The following is an 18,372-nucleotide window of genomic DNA, read 5'->3' as shown; positions in this document are numbered from 1 at the left end:
AGCAGCCGTTTGCTGCCTCCTCGCTCCTCGCCGACAGAGAGTGTCTGCAGAGGGCACAGACCCAATCAGAGCAAGGGAGGGCCGCGCCGTACTCCACCGGCAGCAGCAACGGCGCGGCCTCATCTCACCAGCAGGTGCACCTGGTTCGATGCAACAGCAGGTCTACCAGCCCTACCAGCTGAGCGGAGTTTCCTCCTCTCTACTGAGCAGGCTCAACGGGCGAAGATGGCGACTGCGGTCCCGCTCCAGACGGCGCGGGAGGAGGTTGTGGCGGCTGCCAGCCGGGAAAGCCGAAGCCGGGTGCAGGTGGCCAGCTCTGCACCCCCGGCTGCTGCTGCCGGATCAGGCCGTCGACAATCCAGAGCACTTCATTGCTCAGCGCCGCCTGGCGCACAGCCCCAATGCCCGCAGTAAAGAGCAAAGGCCACAGCGGCGGAATGGCCATGCCGGCCACTCCCACCACCGCCTTCTCGGCCCACTGCTGCTGACCAGTGGTGACCGAGATCCCCCCAGCTGTGCGTTGAATCACCACGGCCAGCGCTGCCTGTAAGCCGAGAAGCCGCTCGAAGTCGCCTCCCTTTCTCAACTGTACCACTTTCTGATCGTCGGTGCCAAATTGTTGCGTCTGATACCCTTTGGCTTGCAAGATGCTCTCCAGATCATGGGCCAGACGCTCCAGATCGATATCCTGGGTATTGTAGAAACGAGTACTCATATCCTCTCCTGTTCTGCTTTGTCTCAGCCTGGTTACTCGCTGGACGAGGCCCCCCAACGGAATCAGCCAGCCCTCACCGGCACTCCCTTTGTACCAAGCGGAGGTCTTGCTTGCTTCGTAAAGATATACGACTCGAAGAGAAAGAGGTTAAAAATTTGGCGGCGATCTGGTTCCCCCATCCGAGAGAGAACCGCCTCTCCTGCCCGACCCGCTGCCACGGATCATGCTATAATAGTAAAATGCAATGGCTCCCAAGGCGGCCCCTGGCCACTGCCACTGCCAGCAAGCGCCTGACCCTATTTGTTTGCCTGTCTGCGCTGCCTGGCAATGGTATCTATCAGAGCCTGACCTGACCTGACCATCAGGCCAGTTGGAGACGAGGAGAGAAGAGGCCCTATGGTTGAAGGACTATCCCACTCAGCTTATGAAGAAGAGGAAGGGGAAGAGGAGACCCCCCCTGGTTCCCTGGCTTCGCGCAATACCCTCCGCTACATTATCCTGGGGCTGCTTGGCACGCGGCCCATGACAGGCTACGACATCAAACAGGCTTTCGATCGAGCCATCGCCAGCTATTGGAATGCGGGCAGCAGCCAGATTTATACGACGCTCAAAAGTCTCAGGCACGAAGGGTTAGTAGAGGTTGAGGTCATTGAGCAGAAGAGTCGCCCCAACCGCAAGCTCTACCGTTTGACGCCACGAGGGCAGACCGAGCTAGACCGCTGGCTCAATGAGCCGATTCCTGAGCGCTTCACCAAGGATGAATTTCTGACCAAGCTCTTTTTCTGCGGCGAGACCTCCGACGCCACGGCGCTGCAGCATCTTCTCCAACATCGTGAGAGCCTGCTCCGGCAACTGCAGCACATGGAATGGGCCCGGCAACAATACGCCAACCGGCCAACACGTCGCCCGCGTCTGCTAGAGTATCAGATGCTCGTACGCGAGTACAAAGAGGCAGTTCTGCGCGCTGGCCTGGAGATCACTGAGCGCGCTATTGCACGCCTGAAGCAACGCCTGTCCGATAACAGCTAGTCTGACTACCATCTCCAAACAGTTACCTCTTACGCTAAAGCCTGCCCCCCAATAAGGCTACTTTTCTCCTCTCTCCCCTGGTAGCCAGCAATGAAGCTGTGTTATCCTTGAAGAGGAATCTCGCATCCTGTACATCTCGGGTCCTCCTAACACACGAACAGGATTGAGCCAGGCGAGAGGTGCCACGAGGGATATACGTCCTGGTCACGTTCTCTCTTGTAGAGCTTGCCAGATCACTATGCCACGTGAACCACGACGGGCATGATGTGCTCAGGCAAACGCTGGCGCGTGTCTCTCACGCGCTCCAGACAGACAGGACGCAGGGAAGCAGGAAACGCCAGGGCAAGCTGCCACAAGACCCAAACCAGCGACGCACGCGCCTCCTGCTTCATCTGCATCCTGTTTCATCCGAGGAACGGTCTTCTTTCGAGCGGTCTGAGCCTTCCCTCACTATCAGGTCTTCATGGCCCAAAGGAGAACCAATGAGACAATCAAGCGTCACCCCCGAGTCAACAGAAGAAGCAGAACAGGAGCTTCCCTCTGAAAGCTACGTGCCCAAGGCCATGCCACCCGTCTTGGGGACCTTCGATCTCACAGCCGTCTGCGTCCTGGGCATGCTCTATCTGACGAACTCAACCACCGCCGCGAGCAGCGGTGCAGCGGCGCTGCTTCTCTGGTTACTCGGAGGCGTCTTTTACTTCCTGCCGTCCGTGATCGTCTCGGCCCAGCTCGGCGTACTGTTTCCTCACGATGGCAGCCTTTACAGTTGGACCCACCACGCCCTTGGTCGCTACTGGAGCTTCCTCATCGGCTTCTGCTGGTGGTTGCCGGGTCCTCTGCTCATCGTGACGTCCGCCGCTACCATGATTAGCTATCTCCAGGGGCTCAACCACAGCTGGCTGACCGAACCCTGGCAACAAGGACTGGCGATTCTGGCCCTGATCGCTCTCTCGGGCCTCCTCGCCAGCCGCCGTCTGCGTACCGCCCAAAACCTGGTCAATGCCGGCTTCTTCGCCAGCCTGCTCAGCATCCTCCTCATCAGCAGCGCAGGCGCCATCTGGCTGCTACGCGGCCACCAGCCAGCTACCAGCTTCCGTAGCCTCTCCGACTGGATACCCACCCTGGGACATCTGAGCCTCTTCGGCCTGATCTGCGGAGCTTATGGAGGGGCCGCTATGCCGCTGAATATGGGAGGAGAAATCTACGAGCACGATGCCATTCCGGGCTACCTGCGCTGGAGCACGCTGGTTGTGCTCGTCGGCTACCTGGCCAGTACGCTCACCATCTTGCTCGTTCAGGGGCCAGCCACCACCTCCAACCCGTTCGTCCTGATCACAGTGGTGGATAGCGTTCTGGGAAAGCTGGCGGGCAACATCACGGTGGTGGCGCTCCTCTTTGCTTACTTAATGGCCGCTACGGCTTATAATTACTCGTTCGCCCGCCTGCTCTTCGTGGGAAGCATCGATCAGCGCCTGCCCGGACGCCTTGGTCAGCTCAACCGTGAGCGTGTGCCGACCAGCGCCATCGCGCTCCAGACGACGATCGCTGCGCTTCTGGCCCTCCTGATCTTTCTTGCCATCCCCTATATTCTCTTCTTCGCCGACGCCCGTAATTTCTCGCTGATCTTCTATAACGTCAGCATTGCTTCAGTCGGGACCGTCTGGCAGACGATCCTGGTCTTCGTCTACGTCGATCTTGCGCTCCTCCTGCTCAAGCGAAAGGAGCAGGTGCTGCCCAGACTGATCATTCCGCGCTGGCTGCTCTGGCCGGCCATTGTCATCGGCCCGCTGGCGTCCCTGGTCTCGGTTGTCTCCTCACTGCTGGTCTCCTGGATTCCCCAGCAGCTCGACAACGCCCACTGGCAATACAGCGTCATCGCCCTGACGAGCATCATGCTCGTTGCCGCCCTTATCGGCAGCCTCTATGCGAGTAGCCAGACGAGCTGGCAGCGCATGAGAATAACGGGCTCGTAGACCAGTCAGACCAGTCGGCTTCGCCCGTCCCCCGACAGGCGCCCGATTGCCCGGCCTTTTTGCTGGGCTGAGCGATCAGGCGCCCATTTTTCCTGTCTTCCCTCCTCGCTGTCGCTCGCCACAAGGGCCATTTCTTCGGGATGAGAAGACAGGGCAGGCTTCTGGAGCTTATTCGGGGCGCACGCCAGGCCGGCGGAAGCGTGGAGGCCGCTTTTCCAGAAAGGCCCGCATTCCCTCCTGAGCATCGGGTAGCTGGGAGCTGGCCGCCATCACCTCCAGCGCGTAGGCATAAGCCTGGGGCTGCGGCAAATCGATCTGCGCATAAAAAGCCTGCTTGCCGAGGCCCTTTGAGATAAAGCTGCCGCGTGTCGCTGCCTCTAGCAAGCGCTGAGCCTCCGCCACCAGGCACTCGGGCGGCACAACCCGATTCACCAGCCCCCACTCATACGCCGTCTGCGCATCGATCGGCTCACCGGTCAGCAGCATCTCCAGGGCCCGCTTGCGCCCAATATTGCGGCTGACCGCCACCATTGGCGTTGTGCAGAACCAGCCTCCTTTGCCGCCAGGCGTGGCAAACTTCGCCTCGGTCGAGGCCACCGCCAGATCGCAGGTTGCCACAAGCTGGCAGCCTGCGGCAGTCGCAATGGCATGCACGCGCGCCAGCACAGGCTGAGGAATGGCCTGAATAGTGTTCATCAGGGTAGTACAGACCTGCAAGAGTCGACGCATCGCCACCAGGTCTTGCCCCACCATGTCGGCGAAGTCATGGCCAGCGCTGAAAGCTGGACCATTGGCTGCCAGAATGACCCCCAGCGCAGTGCTCTCTCCTACCTCGTTGAAAGCCGCGGTCAGCTCCTCCATCATCTTGAGCGAGAGGGCATTGCGCCGCTGAGGATGATTGAGCGTGATGGTGGCGTAGTCGCCCTCGTAGCGTACCTCGACCAGTTCATACTGCATGACGCAGCCTCCTTTCGCCGCACTGACTCCCAGTGACAGAAGCGACAATTGTCAACGACAATGCAAGCCTTGCCTTGGCGACACTCGAGCGAGCCAACCAGGAAGGCGCAGAGCGAACTATCCGCACGACTCAGGCCGGCAACTGACCCGCCAGAGCGTGGAGATAGCGCTCAGCCGAGCGCATGACCGCCGCATGGGCCTGGGACCAGACGACGCGCTCAAACCAGGCTCCGTAGAGGCGCTCGAAACGATAGGGGGCAATCATTGCCCGGATACGCTCTACCTCGGAGGCAGGAAGCGGGATCAGATTGGGGTAACTGTACATGAAGCTCACCCAACGGCGGTCGGCCACCACCTGAATAATATCGCCACTGAGCAGCGCTCCCCGTCCTTCAGCTCCGTCGGGCCAATAGAGGACCGTGCCCCCAGGAAAATGGCCGCCCAGCCGTATAAGCGTCAGACCAGCAAACAACTCAAGCTTCTCTCCCGACCAGAAGACCAGCCGCTCCGAGGGACACATCACCCAGCGCTGGTCAGCAGCGTGCAGATAGACAGGGACCCCGAAGCGCTCAGCCCACTCGACCATACTGCTGTAGTAGTGCGGATGTGAGATCGCAATAGCACGGAGACCGCCCAGGGCCGTGACTTGCTCGACAGTCTCCTCGTCGAGAAAGGAAATGCAGTCCCAGAGAAGATTGCCTTCGGGGCTTTGCACAAGTAAAGCTCGTTGACCAATGGCAAACGTTGGCTCGCTGCCAATGCCGATCAGGCGCGGCTCATGCTCCTTCAACACGTTGCGCAGACCACTGGCCCGCAACTCGGCCAGAGTCGTCCAACGCTGGCCCTCATAGCCGACGTATTGCCGCTGATCCAGACAGATGGGGCACTCAGGGGGTGGCTCTTCACCAGGAGCGAACTGGGTACCACAGGTCACACAGATCCAAAGCTCCATTGCTCGCATGACTCCTCACACCAGCAGGACTGGCACTACATAAGGCAGGCAGGCCCACATGCCCCCCCTTGGGGGCGGCCAGGTAAGGACAGTTCCCTCGTCGGCGACCGAAGTCGGGCCAGAGTCTTTGCCCTGGCCACCTGACCGGGCTAACAACATCATATCATCCACGGACAGAGACCACCAGCCAGGCCGTGGGAAAGGCAACGGGCAGGGTAAGGCAGGAAGAGGGGGTTTTACAGTGGGATTGTGCTTCAGTGAGATAGTATATTATTCCACTATAAAAATTAGCCAGGGCGATGACCAGCGATCAGCTGCAGGTAATGCAGGAAGGGGATCGCTGGCCTCGCCCTGATTACACGCTCGCATGCGACGAGCGAGCGAGAATCTCGTATCAAAGGTATGTACTGTGAGTCCCGCGCCGGCTTCAGTCCCGGTCAGGCCCGGACAGAAACGAGCCGGCAGGACGCCAGAGCGTGCCTTACACGTTGGTCGAGTTCATAACCTTATTGAGCGTGGTTCTCTTGATGCGATAGCAATGGCGACGACCCTTATGGGGTAGCAACACAGCATCAAGGACACCGTGTTTTACCCAACGGCGCACGGTAGTCGCATCGACGCGCAAGACTCTGGCAACCTCGCTAATGGTCAGTAGTTCCTCCATGATCTGTCCTTTCTTTGTAGAATGTCGTGCCGGGTGCCCGAGAGCTTCTCTCCCCCTTACCCCCTCGGGCACAGCGTACCCCTCTTCTGGTATCGGCAGGGGTGCTACTCTTGCAGGCACTTCCTGCTTTGCTGAATATACCATTCCCCATTTACAATTGTCAATACCAATTGCATAGTCTGTAGGAAGAAATTTCTGTACAGAAGTCACATAATTCACCCGCGGAGAGTGGACAGGATCGACAAGGTGGGGGGGAGTAGGCTATAATTGGATGGCAGTCTCACTGAAATGGGGCAGAAGCCATGCAAGAACCCAGAACCTGGCGCGAGTTCCTCGCTGCTGTTATTCGGGATACCAAAGAGAAACAGCGCATCGCCAACGAAATGGGTGTCGACCCGGTCACGCTCACCCGCTGGGCGACGCACGAATCGTCGCCCCGGCCACGCTCGCTGCTTAATCGCCTGGTTGAGGCGCTGCCGCCCCATCGCGAGCAGCTGATCCAGCTGATCCGCCAGGAGTTTCCGGACGCGCTAGAGGACGATCCCGGCTCGCTCTTCATCGACCCGGTGGTGAAGGAGGTACCGCCGGTGCTCTATGCGCGCATTCTTGAAGCCCACGCCACGGTCGTGGAGAGCCTGCGCTCGTGGACGATTATGAACCTGGTGATGCAGCAGCTGATTCGCCAGCTTGATCCACAGCATACCGGCATCGCCGCCAGCATTGCCCAGTGTCAACGCCCGCTTCCTCCTCAGCAGAAGATCACCTGTCTGCGCGAAGTCTTTCTGGAGAAGAGCCAGGCGCTGACAAGCATCGCCCGCCGCGGCTACTTTCTGGGGGCCGAGTCGCTGGTGGGCTACGCTGTGGCCCAGTGCCGCCCGGTAGTGGTACAGAATCTGCAAGAGGTTTCCGACCTGGTGATCCCCCAGGCTCTGGAGAGCGAGGCTCGCAGCGCTGCCGCTTACCCCCTGCAGCGCGCCGGACAGGTGGCCGGCTCCTTGCTGATCATTAGTAGCCAGCGCGACTACTTCCTGCACGGACGGCAGGCGCTCATTCAGAACTACGCCTATCTGCTCAGTCTGGCTTTTCGCGATGATGAGTTCTATGATGTCAAAGATATTGAACTTCGTCTGATGCCCTCTGAATCTGTCCAGAACGCTTATATGGCCACCTTCAATCAGCGCGTGAATGAATTGCTGAGCCAGGCCGAACGCCGGGGGCACCCGCTGACACGCCGTGAGGCTGAGGAGCAGGTGATGGCGGCGTTTTTAGCCACTCCAGTGCAGCCGTCGACGGAGCAGGTTGGTGCCTGAGTGAGTCTCCTTTGCTCAGCGCATGCCACCCCTTCAGGGCAGAAAAGAAAGGATCGCATGGGCTATGTTGACCGGTCTCCAGCAGGTTGAGGCGCTTTTGCATAGCAGCGGCACCTACATTATCGATACGGAAAATACGGCAGAGCTGGCTCGCCTGCTGCATCATGGCCAGCTGGCTACCCAGGCTATGGGCGGCCCACTGCCAGAGTTGACGGATGTCTCGGGCCTGCAGGATGTCCTCGATGTGGCCTGTGGTCCCGGCGGCTGGGCCCTGGAGTTGGCTGAGACCTATCGCCATCTGCGCGTGGTCGGCATCGATATCAGTCAGCGTATGATCGAGTTCGCCCGGACACTGGCCGCAACTCAGCAGCTGACAAACGTCTCTTTCCAGGTCATGGATGCCTTAAAACCGTTGGCCTTTAAGGACGAGAGCTTCGATTTGATCAATGCTCGCTTCATCTCAACCTTTATGCCTGCCCGCTCCTGGCCTGCTTTTCTCCAGGAGTGTCTGCGCATCTGCCGCCCTGGCGGCATTATCCGCCTGACAGAGGCCGATCTGCCGATCTGCAATAAGCCGGCTTGTGAGGAGCTGTCTCTCTTGCTGGCCCTGGGGCTGACACGCGCCGGCTACACTTTCTCGGAGACACGGCACCACCTCGATGTGTTGCCCATGCTGGAGCGCTTACTGCGCGATGCCGGCTGTGTCTCGATTCAGATGCGTGCTTACGCCGAGAGCATTTCCGCTGGCACGCCTCGCTATGAGGATTGGTATCAGAATGGCCTCGTCTCCCTAAAATTGCTTGAACCCTTCTATCTGAAAGTCGTCGGCTTGAGCCGGGAGACGTTCAATCGCCTCTATGAGCAGGCACGCGCCGAGGCCGCGGATGAGAGCTTCTGCGGCCTGCAGTTCTTTCTGACGGTCTGGGGTTATAAGCCGCGGAGCTAGTGCTCATGGCTCTCTATATAGGCACGGATGCTGGACAACCGCGCCAAACGCCGATAGGCGTGGTTCCGCAGGGCAACGCGCTGTTCATGTTGCCGCCGGTCTTCCGGCCAGTCACGATAGCGGCTGAGATCGATGCCCTGCGCCAAAAAGGCACGCTGGAGCGTTGTCGGCTCCTCATCAAAACTCATCAATTCAGCCAGGTCGATGAGAAGGGCGCGCCGTTGCCCCTGGGGAAAGTGCTCTACTTCGCGAGCGACGATGGTAAACAGCTCTTGTTGATAGATCCCTTCCAGGGCCTGGTCCGCCGGCTCTCTTTCTTCCGTATCTGTGAACGCCGGCAGGTATTCCCCGCCGGTGTGAATCAGACGTCGCTCGCGCCGGTAGAGGTCGAGACAACAGTTGTAGGCAATGGTGAACAGCATGTGCTCTGGCGAATGCGCCGGCTCGATCTCTCCACGCTCAACACGCGGTTGACGCTCGATGAAGCGCCTGATACTCTCTTGGACGATGTCTTCAACCTGGTCCTCTTCTTGACCGCGCCAGGCAGCAACGCTGTAGCGCGCAATCAGCCGCCGTACCAGCCGACGCAGCCTGACATAGATTTCTTCCCAGTTCAGTGCCAACAGGTCTGGACTGCCCATCTGTTCTTCTCCTCCCGGCAAGCAAGATTGAGCGCCACTCGCTTGCCTGGATCTCTGAAACGACTATACAGGCAAAAAAATTTTTTACAGTATTAGAGTGCACTGAGTTTTTCTTTGTGTTTGGATAAAAGATAGCAGGAAAAAGATTGCAGAGAAACCCAAAAGCGACGACATTTCGGCCTCTCTTAGGGGCTATTGGCCGGACATTCTGAGGCCAGCGAGGCGACAGAGTCCGAGGGAGAGAGGGCTAACTGGGGTGATCATGGGGCGCGAGCGCAGTCCAAGCCCGCTCAAGAGAGGAGGGCATGTATAGCGAGCCAGGAAGCAGAGAAGAGGAGGAGCGCGCGCACGCGGCCTCGGCTCCAACTGCGGGCTGGCGACGGGATAAGCGAGAAGCCGCCAGGCTTGAGACGAGAGGGGGAACTTGCCATGCTTCGGATCACATTTCATCAGCAGCTCAGGCGCGAGCGACAGCGCCGCGGCTGGTCGCAGGAGGATCTTGCCGAGCGCATTGGTTCGGATAAGAAGACGGTGCAGCGTTGGGAGGCTGGCGAGGGCCTGCCTCGTCCCTCTCTGTTGCGTAAGCTGTGCGAGGTGTTGGAGAAGAGCCCCGAGGAGCTGGGGCTGGTCGAGCAGCTTCGGACGAATTGGGGAGCGAAACCAGCTACTTCCCACTTTTTCGGTCGCACTCAGGAGTTGCGCACGCTGCGGCAATGGTTCGCAGAGGGCCGTTTGATTGCGGTTTGCGGTCTTGGGGGCATTGGGAAGACGACCCTTGTCGCGCGTCTGGTCGAAGAGGTCGAAAGCGAGATCGAGTATGGTTACTGGTGTTCATTGCGCAGTGCACCGCCGCTGAGCCAGGTGTTGAAGGACTGGTTGCTCTTCTTTTCTCATCAGCAGCTGAGTGCCGCGCCTTCTTCAGGAGAGGAGCAGCTGTCGCTCTTGATGGAGCTGTTCCGCCAGCACCGCTGTTTGCTGGTGCTCGATAATTTCGATGCCCTTTTACAGAGTGGTCAGCGGGCCGGGGCTTATCGCTCCGAGTACGAGGGCTACGGGCGCCTCTTAGAGCGCCTGGGCACTGAGGAGCATCAAAGCGTGGTCGTGGTGACGAGCCGCGAGAAGCTGCGGGAGATTGAGCGTTTGAAGGGCAAGAGCAGTCCGGTGCGCTCGCTGACGTTGCAGGGTCTCAACACCGAGGCCGGGCAAGCTATTCTTGAGGAAAAGGGCCTCTTTGGCAGTGCGGACGAGGTGGCTACGTTGCTGCGCCGCTATGGGGGCAATCCTTTGGCGCTGCGCCTGGTGGCGGAGACGATTCGTGAGTTGTTCGCCGGCCAGATCGCGGCTTTTCTTGCGGAGAATCAGGCTGCCTTCGGCGATATTCGCGAGGTGTTGGAGGAGCAGCTGCGACGTTTAGCTCCACGCGAGCATGAGGTCCTCTCGTGGTTGGCAATCGAGCAGGAGGCGGTCGCGCTGGAAGAGCTGCGAGCTGATCTGCTGCGACCGGAGGCCCAGCGGGAGCTGATCGAGACCCTGGATTCGCTGCGCCGTCGTTCGCTGATCGAGGTTCAGGAGCAGGGCCAGTTTACCTTACAGCCGGTGATTATGGAATATGTTCAGGATGAGCTGGTGCGCCGTGCCTGTCAGGATTGCCTGCAGGAGACTTTCCAGAGCTGGGAGCAATTTGCTTTTGTGAAGGCTCAGGTGCGCGCCTATGTGCGCGAGAGTCAGATACGCATGATCCTGGCGCCGCTGGCGGAGATGTTGCGCAGCGAGGTGGGCCAGCCAGCGCTTAAGGAGCGGCTCAAGCGGGCGTTGGAGCGCCAACGACAGGCGCATTTCTCGCAGCGTGGCTATCTGGCTGGTAATGTGCTTCAGTTACTGATTTATTTGCAGTGGGATCTGCGCGAGTTTGATTTCTCAGAGCTGACAATTCGCCAGGCTTACCTGCAATGGACGCGCTTGCAGGAGGTGAATTTCGCCTTCGCCCACTTTGTGGCTACGGTTTTTCAGAGTACGCTGACCAATGTTTTGGCCAGTGCCTTCAGTCCCGATGGGCAGCGGCTGGCTGTGGGGACAGCGAGCGGCGAGATTCGTTTGTACGATGGCGATTGCGAGCATTTGCTCCAACAGCTGGAGGGCCATACTGATGGGGTCTGGGCCCTGGCCTTTACCCATGACGGGCGGCGGCTGGTCAGCGGCAGCGATGACCGAACGCTGCGCCTCTGGGATCTGGAGACCGGTCGCTGTCTGAGGGTGCTGGAGGGACACGCCAATCGGGTGCGGGCCTTGACGCTCAGTCCCGATGATGGTCTGTTGGTAAGTGGGAGCAATGATCAGACCTTGCGTCTCTGGGATCTGGAAACCGGGCAGTGCCTGCGCGTGTTGGGAGGACATCAGGGACGGGTCTGGGCAGTCGCGCTGAGTCCCGATGGGCAGTGGCTGGCTAGCGGCGATGGCGCGGGTACGCTGCGGCTCTGGCGTTTGCCAGGCTGGGAGGAACCTTTGTATGTGCTGCAGGGGCATCGCGATCAGGTGCGCTCGCTTGCCTTTGGGGCCGGCGGGATGTTGCTGGCCAGCGGCAGCGACGACGGCACGGTGCGTCTATGGGACGTGGCGAGCGGGACGGAACACGGTATCTTGCGCGGCCATACCAACCGCGTCTGGACGGTGGCCTTTAGCCCCGATGGGCAGTGGCTGGCCAGTGGCAGCGAGGATACGACTGTTCGCCTCTGGCGGACACAGACGGGAGAGCAGGTCGCTACGCTGACGGGCCATACTCATGGTGTGCGCACGGTCAGCTTTCACCCTGCGAGCAGGCGGTCCTGGCTGGTGAGCGGAGGCGACGATCAGACGATCTGCCTGTGGGACTGGGCCCGGAGACATGTGTTAACGCGCCTGCACGGCTATACGCGCCGCATTCGGTCGCTGGCATTCAGCCCTGCGGGCCGCTGGCTGGCAGCGGCTTATGAGGGAGAAGGCATCGCGATCTGGGACTGGACCAGCGGGCGTCTGCTGCGGCTACTCCATAAGTTACAGCATGAACCACTGAGCCTGGCCTTCAGTCCCGACGGGCAGTGGCTGGCCAGCGGCGGACAAGACGAAGTGATCTGGCTCTGGTCGATGCCGGAAGGCCGGATACAACGACACTTCGCCGGCCATCGCGATTGGGTGCGCAGTCTGGCGTTCAGTCCTGACGGCCACTGGCTGGCCAGCGGCAGCGAAGACGAGCTTGTGCGCCTGTGGGATCTGGTCAGTGGTCAGATGGTCCATGAGCTGCAGGCCGGTTGCTGGATTCGGGCTTTGGCTTTCAGGCCAGGAGGAGAGGCGAGCCATAGCCTGCTGGTGAGCGGGGGCGACGATACGCTTTTGCGCCTCTGGGATGTCCCCAGCGGCACCTGTGTGCGCACGTTGACGGGCCATAGCCGCCCGGTGCGCTCGCTGGCCTTCAGTCCCGATGGTCGTTTGCTAGCCAGTGGGGCCGAGGATAGCCAGGTGCTGCTCTGGGACCTGGAGAGCGAGAGGCCAGCGCAGCGACTCCAGGGGCATGGCGGTCGAGTGCGCTGCGTGGCTTTTAGCGGCGATGGTCAGTGGCTGGCCAGCAGCGGCGATGATCTGAGGCTCTGCCTCTGGCAGCGCGATGGCAGGTTGCGCCACACGCTCAAGAGCGGTCACGAGTATATGGTGCGCGCGCTAGGCTTTGCCCCCGCTGAGGCCGGCCCTCTGGTCGCCAGCGGCGGCAATGAGGGAGAGATCCGACTCTGGCAGGCCGAAACCGGAGAGCTGGAGCGTATTCTCAGTCTACCACGCCCTTATGAAGGGATGAATATCCAGGGAGTGCAGGGCCTGAGCGATCTGGAAAGGCAGGCCCTGCTGGCCCTGGGTGCCGTTGAAGACAGGCGCCCAGAAAGAACGGCCCCCTGACAGAGCTTCTCGCTCGCCTCTCTAGACAAGCGGCCCCTCGCCATTGGCAAGGCGGCGCGCACGCTCACGCTCTTTGAGCTGACGGCGCAGAATCTTGCCAGAGGGCACACGCGGGATCGCCTCGATGAATTCCACCAGATGAAGCTTTTTGTAGCCCGCAACCTTGCTGTTGACAAAAGCCATTAGCTCCTCGGGCGCGATCACCTGGCTGGGACGGAGGACAACAAAGGCTTTGGGAATCTCGCCGGCTTCAGGATCATCGACCCCTATGACGGCAGCATCCAGAACGGCAGGATGCTCCAGCAGGACGGCCTCGATCTCGGCAGGGGCAATGCTGAAGGCTTTGTATTTGATCATCTCCTTCTTGCGATCAACGATATAGAGGTAGCCGTCAGCATCAATATGGCCGATATCACCGGTGTAGAGCCAGCCGTTGCGCAGCACCCGCGCTGTCTCAGCCGGGTCTTTCCAGTACCCGAGCATGACTTGTGGGCCACGCACTATGATCTCGCCATCCTCACCGACCGGCAGCTCGCGCTCACCGCCCTCGATGTCGACAATTTTCTGTTCGGTATCGTAGACGGGCAGGCCGCCGCTGGCCGGGCGAATACGCGCGGGATCAAGCGGGGAGAAGTGCGTATCGGGCGAGGTCTCCGTCAGGCCATAAGCCTGGATGACGTTGATGCCGGTTCGCTCATGAAGCCGAATGGCCAGCTCGGGCGCTAAGGGAGCGGCGGCAGACATCAGGTATTTGACGGTTCTCAGTCTAGCAAGCTGCTCGTCACTGGCATTGAGGAGCGTCTGGACAATCGGCGGCACGGCGAAGAACCAGGTGACAGCCTGCTGCTCGCAGAGGGCCAGGACGGTATCCAGGTCGAAGCGCTCCATGAGAACCTGCCGGGCGCCAGCAATGAGGAAGGTACCGGTCAGCAGGACCCCGTAGATGTGGTAGAGAGGCAGGAAGATCAGGGTGGCATCCACAGGCGAGAGGTTGGCCGCAGTCACGACCTGGAGGTGGTTACAGACCAGGTTGCGATGGGAGAGCATGACGCCCCGCGGCAGGCCGGTGGTACCTGACGAGTAGGGGAGGGCCAGCAGGTCATCAGGAGCAATGTCAACAGGCGCAGGCCGGCGCGGCGAGGATTCGCGCAGGAGACGGGCGAAGGGAATGGCCTGCGGCAGCGCTTCAGGCACCTGGGTCCCAGTGACGATGATGTGGCGCAGCTCGGGAAAGGTCTGCCCCTCCAGGGCGCTTTTGAGGATGGGCACCAGCTCACGCTGCACAAGGATGGCGCGCGCTTCGCTGTTCCCAAGCTGGTAGGCGATTTCTCTCTCTTTGTAGGAGGGGTTCATCGGGCTGATGACGGCACCAATGGAGGAGGCAGCCAGGAAGGTGATGGTGTATTCGGGACGGTTGAAGGTGAAGAGGCAAATGATGTCCCCTTTGCCCAGACCAAGCGTTCGCAGGCCGTTGGCCAGACTGTTGGTCATGGCGATGACTTCGCAGTAAGTCAGGCTGAGGTTGTGGTAGATGATGGCGGGCCGCTCGGGTTGCCTCTCCGCTACAGCGCGGACGAGGGAGTCATAGGGAACTTCGGGATAGCCCAACGGCGGGCGAAAGAGTTCGGGAGCAATCTGTTTGTCGACCATGCCTGAAGTCCTTTCTTCAAAGGCCCAAAGAACGTCGCTCCATTGCTTATGAGCATAACTTGCTCGCCAGCACCGGTCAAGAGAGGTCGCGCTCTCCTTTCTCTAGCCGGCGCTAATTCTGACTATCATCGGGCCTTTCTCTCTCGACAAGGCTGAGAGAGAAGTAGCCACCCGCCCTTTTCGACGGCACGACTGAGGCGGATTTGCCGGGTGTGGCAGGAGGAGGAGCTGGAGAGGGAACAGGTCTGCCTGGCCAGGCGGATCTGGGCCAGAGATCCAGTAGCCTAATTTTTGTCGGCAGCTCCGTTCTTCCTAGTAGCGGGGGAGTAGAGCAGTCTCACCAGCCGAAAGAACCCGAAGGGTCTCAACTGATGTCCGCCGGCCAGGAAGAGGAAGAGAACTGGCATGAGTAACTCTTGCTATTTGTTTTCGGGGGATTGGCTAACGATGAGCTACGATCCAAATCAACCCTACAGCAGCTATGGACCAGAGCGCGGAGAAGAGGCTACACCTCCTCCGTCGAGAGCTTACGAGCCGACACAATACGCTGGCCCTCCCCAGTACGGTTTACCCTATGATACGCCTCCGCCACCTCCACCAGCCGGCTCAGTGCTGGTGACCTCCAATATCAGTCAGTACGGTGTGCCGCCCTATGGGTTGCCACCCCAACCACCACGCCGCTCTTTACGCTGGCTCTGGATCACGCTGGCCATCGTGGCAGGCGTGGTGATACTGGCCTGCGGTAGCTGTGTTCTGGTGGGCGTCATTGCCGCTCTCACAGCTAGCCCCGATTCGACGGTGAATGACTACTATTCGGCGATCCAACAGCAAGACTACAGCGAGGCCTACTCTTATCTGGAAGCCGATACGCTGACGATTCAAGGGAAGAAGATCTCTCCAACGGAGAGCAGCTTCGTGCTGGCCGCCCAGGTGATCGACCAGGAGGCTGGTACGGTGACCAGCTACTCGATCACCAGCAGTCATACCAGCGGAGATGAGGCAACGCTCGTTGTGCACGTGACCCGCTCTAGCGGCATTGCCTATGACGTGCACCTGACCTTGACAAAGATCGATAGTGATTGGAAAATTACTCAGCTTGACAATATATAACTCTGATGAGTTGGAGCCTTACGGCAGGCAGGATAGCTATGAACAAGTAGTTGAGCAGACAGCAGCAAGACGCCAGGAGGGGACCGGTTATCTATGGATAGAACGGAGCAGCCTGACCGTGAAGCCAATATCATTGTTTTTATAATCTGTGCTCGCGAGGATTATCGCCTCCTCTATTCGCTCCTCCCATTAATGAGCTACTTAGAGGTCTTGGCAGGAATCGTTCTCCGCACATCCACAGATCTGCGGGCTGGTGCTCACATAGCAGCGGAGTTACGTCGGCATATCGAGTCCGCCGATGTGCTCCTGCTGCTGATCAGTCCCGACCTGCTGGCATCGCCAACCTATGAAAGAGCCATCTCGCTAGGATTAGAGCGCGCGCAACGGGGTGAGTTACAGCTGATCCCCATTCTTGCCCGGCCTATCCCGCTTGAGGGAACACCGCTCGCTTCTTTGCAACTGCTCCCACGCAATGGGCGCGCGCTGAGCGAAGAAATCGCCAGAGAGCGGGCGCTACAGGAAATCGTTCATGAGGTCCTCCTGATCTGCAGAGAGCTTCGGAATCGGCGACGCATTTCGCCCTCCTCACCGGCTGCCTCTTCAGAGAGCAGGACACGTGGACTGACAGTACCAGGGCTGCCTCTCACGAGCTACCGCCTGGATGGGGTCTTCAAGCGTACGGGGCTGCCCACAGTGACCTTTGTGCCGCCTTCCATCTTCGAGCCCCTGAAGCTGGCTCTTGTTGAGCCGGGGCGCGGCGTGGTCATCGAGGGGCCTTCGGGCATCGGCAAGACCACAGCAGTGCAAAAAGCCGTCCAGCAACTTGGAGAGGAGGAGATAGCTAGAGCAGGGCGACCGACGATCACTCTCTTGAGTGCCCGTGCGCCCGCTGACCGCGAACGGCTCCGTACTCTCTCGCAGTGGCATCGCGGTGTGGTGATTATCGACGATTTCCATCGCCTGGAACCTGGCTTGCGTCAGGAGCTGGTGGACTATTTGAAGCTACTGGCAGATATCCAGCCCGAAGATCGCAAGCTGGTGATCATCGGTATTCCAGGTACGGGCCAGAGCTTCATCAGCTCCGTCTCTTTCGATACGGCTATGCGCTTCGATCGCTTTAGGATGGGCCACGCCAGCGATGAGGAGATTTTGCAACTGATCAGGCAGGGAGAGCAGGCGCTCAATGTGAGTTTTGAGTGTAAGGAGGATATTCTCCGTCTGGTTGACGGTAGCTTTATTCTGGCTCAATTCCTCTGCTACTATCTTTGCATGCAAAATAATATTATTCACACGCAGCCATCACCAGTTGCTATTCGGCATCACCTTGCTAAGGCTGTTCAGAATGTGATGGAAACGCTGGAGAGAAAATTTGACCTTGCCATCAAGCAATTCGCCGTAGCAGGCGGACCTTACGATCAAACCAGTCTTTCTCTACTGGAAGAGCTAAGCCAGAGCCGTGAGGGAGTGCTCTGGCTTTCACTTTTACAGCAGCAGGAGCCAAGCCGTGCCCACGACCTGGAGCGCTTTTTCAAAGAAAGCTGGCCTCAAGCCATCGCCTCTTATCCCGATCTGGCGTATCATCTCTTCTGTGATCCCACAGTTGGCGTGCTGCTGGCGGAAGATCCGACCCTTATTTTCTATCTACGCCACTGCAATTTGGAGCAGCTGGCTCGTAAGGTCGGCAAACGCCCTGTACCAAGCAGACAGCAAATCTTTATCTGCTATGCTCGTAAAGATAAGCGGTGGCTGGAGCGTCTGCGCACCCACCTGACTCCTATCGAGCGCAATGGGACGTTCAACTTGTGGGACGATACGCTGATCAGCGCTGGCAGTCGCTGGAAGGAGACATTAGAAGATGCGATTGCGCGCGCGGGCGTGGCCATTGTTCTGGTCAGCGCTAGGTTCTTGGCGTCCGACTTTATTATGACCAATCAGTTGCCGAAGCTCTTGGAGAGGGCCCGTCTGGCTGGCACCTTGATTATCCCTATCATTGTCAGCTCCTGCCTCTTCGAAGAGAGCGGGCTGCAGAGCTTCGAACCTGCTAACGATCCTCAGAAGCCGCTTGCTACTCTGCCTCCTGCGGCCCAGGAGCAAACGCTTGTAAGCATTGCTCGCCGCATTAGTGTTGCGGTGACCGAACAGCCATAGTGGTCTCCAGTGGCTCTGTTAGACTGGCTATAAAGCAGACGCTTGCTTATCCCCCGGTTATTGTTTTCCACTGTACTGTCACGACTACTCGCCTCTCAGTTGAGGCCGTCCTTTCCGCGACTCCCTCCCCTGGCAACAGTGCATTAAGAATCCATTAAAATCGACCGTGTCCACCATTTTCATTATATTCAAATTGACAGATGACGTTCATCTTTTCTAAACTCTAAGCGAAGGAACCGCACCGGTCAAGGCCGTCCGTTTTCGGCAAGAGCAAGCGATGTTTATGGCCACACCGGCTTTATTGGGAGCGTGGGCGTTTCTGTGGAGAGGCAACTCTCTTTGGTGCCAGACTATCA

At 59.2% G+C, this 18,372-nt stretch carries 14 protein-coding genes; 7 read left to right on the top strand and 7 right to left on the bottom strand.

Annotation, left to right across the window (positions count from 1 at the left end; genetic code table 11):
• Positions 1–199: 199 nt before the first annotated feature.
• The gene (locus tag BGC09_RS05330) at positions 200–715 is read right to left on the bottom strand and encodes a hypothetical protein (protein WP_069802843.1); all 516 of its coding nucleotides are present in this window, start codon (positions 713–715) and stop codon (positions 200–202) included.
• A 396-nt stretch (positions 716–1,111) separates the two neighbouring features.
• On the opposite strand from BGC09_RS05330, the gene BGC09_RS05325 reads away from it, so the two are divergent.
• Positions 1,112–1,744, top strand: coding sequence for a PadR family transcriptional regulator (locus BGC09_RS05325; RefSeq protein WP_069802841.1), 633 nt, complete (start codon positions 1,112–1,114; stop codon positions 1,742–1,744).
• 236 nt (positions 1,745–1,980) lie between these two features.
• Here BGC09_RS05325 and BGC09_RS22770 read toward each other — a convergent pair whose 3' ends face one another.
• Complete coding sequence (locus BGC09_RS22770; protein ID WP_176728848.1) at positions 1,981–2,142, bottom strand: hypothetical protein; 162 nt, start codon at positions 2,140–2,142, stop codon at positions 1,981–1,983.
• Between the two features lie 84 nt (positions 2,143–2,226).
• Between BGC09_RS22770 and BGC09_RS05320 the strand changes: the two genes are divergently transcribed.
• Positions 2,227–3,717: an APC family permease gene (locus tag BGC09_RS05320; RefSeq protein ID WP_069802838.1), complete on the top strand. Its 1,491-nt coding sequence runs from the start codon at positions 2,227–2,229 to the stop codon at positions 3,715–3,717.
• Between the two features lie 168 nt (positions 3,718–3,885).
• Here BGC09_RS05320 and BGC09_RS05315 read toward each other — a convergent pair whose 3' ends face one another.
• The 3 genes from BGC09_RS05315 to BGC09_RS05305 form a co-directional block, all read right to left on the bottom strand.
• The gene (locus BGC09_RS05315) at positions 3,886–4,674 is read right to left on the bottom strand and encodes an enoyl-CoA hydratase-related protein (protein ID WP_069802836.1); all 789 of its coding nucleotides are present in this window, start codon (positions 4,672–4,674) and stop codon (positions 3,886–3,888) included.
• A gap of 130 nt (positions 4,675–4,804) precedes the next feature.
• Positions 4,805–5,626 carry an MBL fold metallo-hydrolase gene (locus tag BGC09_RS05310; protein WP_069802834.1) on the bottom strand — a complete coding sequence of 274 codons (822 nt, stop codon included), beginning with the start codon at positions 5,624–5,626 and terminating at the stop codon, positions 4,805–4,807.
• Between the two features lie 481 nt (positions 5,627–6,107).
• Complete coding sequence (locus BGC09_RS05305) at positions 6,108–6,290, bottom strand: helix-turn-helix domain-containing protein (protein ID WP_052890794.1); 183 nt, start codon at positions 6,288–6,290, stop codon at positions 6,108–6,110.
• Positions 6,291–6,592: 302 nt separating this feature from the next.
• Here BGC09_RS05305 and BGC09_RS05300 point away from each other — a divergent pair, with 302 nt between their 5' ends.
• Together BGC09_RS05300 and BGC09_RS05295 are read left to right on the top strand one after the other, a co-directional pair.
• Entirely contained in the window at positions 6,593–7,600 is a 1,008-nt protein-coding gene (locus BGC09_RS05300) for a GAF domain-containing protein (protein ID WP_069802832.1), read from the top strand.
• Between the two features lie 64 nt (positions 7,601–7,664).
• Positions 7,665–8,546, top strand: a complete 882-nt coding sequence (locus tag BGC09_RS05295) for a class I SAM-dependent methyltransferase (RefSeq protein ID WP_069802830.1) — start codon at positions 7,665–7,667, stop codon at positions 8,544–8,546.
• Here BGC09_RS05295 and BGC09_RS05290 read toward each other — a convergent pair.
• Positions 8,543–9,187, bottom strand: coding sequence for an RNA polymerase sigma factor (locus BGC09_RS05290; RefSeq protein WP_069802828.1), 645 nt, complete (start codon positions 9,185–9,187; stop codon positions 8,543–8,545). The genes BGC09_RS05295 and BGC09_RS05290 overlap by 4 nt on opposite strands.
• A 429-nt stretch (positions 9,188–9,616) precedes the next feature.
• Here BGC09_RS05290 and BGC09_RS05285 point away from each other — a divergent pair, with 429 nt between their 5' ends.
• Positions 9,617–13,108: a WD40 domain-containing protein gene (locus tag BGC09_RS05285; RefSeq protein WP_084657967.1), complete on the top strand. Its 3,492-nt coding sequence runs from the start codon at positions 9,617–9,619 to the stop codon at positions 13,106–13,108.
• Between the two features lie 21 nt (positions 13,109–13,129).
• Here BGC09_RS05285 and BGC09_RS05280 read toward each other — a convergent pair whose 3' ends face one another.
• A complete protein-coding gene (locus BGC09_RS05280) occupies positions 13,130–14,758 on the bottom strand; it encodes a class I adenylate-forming enzyme family protein (protein ID WP_069802826.1) in 1,629 nt (542 codons plus the stop codon).
• 405 nt (positions 14,759–15,163) lie between these two features.
• Here BGC09_RS05280 and BGC09_RS05275 point away from each other — a divergent pair, with 405 nt between their 5' ends.
• Entirely contained in the window at positions 15,164–15,868 is a 705-nt protein-coding gene (locus BGC09_RS05275; protein WP_084657966.1) for an Rv0361 family membrane protein, read from the top strand.
• 93 nt (positions 15,869–15,961) lie between these two features.
• A complete protein-coding gene (locus tag BGC09_RS05270) occupies positions 15,962–18,016 on the top strand; it encodes a TIR domain-containing protein (RefSeq protein WP_069802822.1) in 2,055 nt (684 codons plus the stop codon).
• Positions 18,017–18,372: the final 356 nt, after the last annotated feature.

It is taken from the genome of Thermogemmatispora onikobensis, from assembly GCF_001748285.1.
GTDB lineage: Bacteria > Chloroflexota > Ktedonobacteria > Ktedonobacterales > Ktedonobacteraceae > Thermogemmatispora > Thermogemmatispora onikobensis.
The sequence above is the reverse complement of the archived record's forward strand: the minus strand, read 5'-3'. Positions and strand labels throughout refer to the sequence as shown.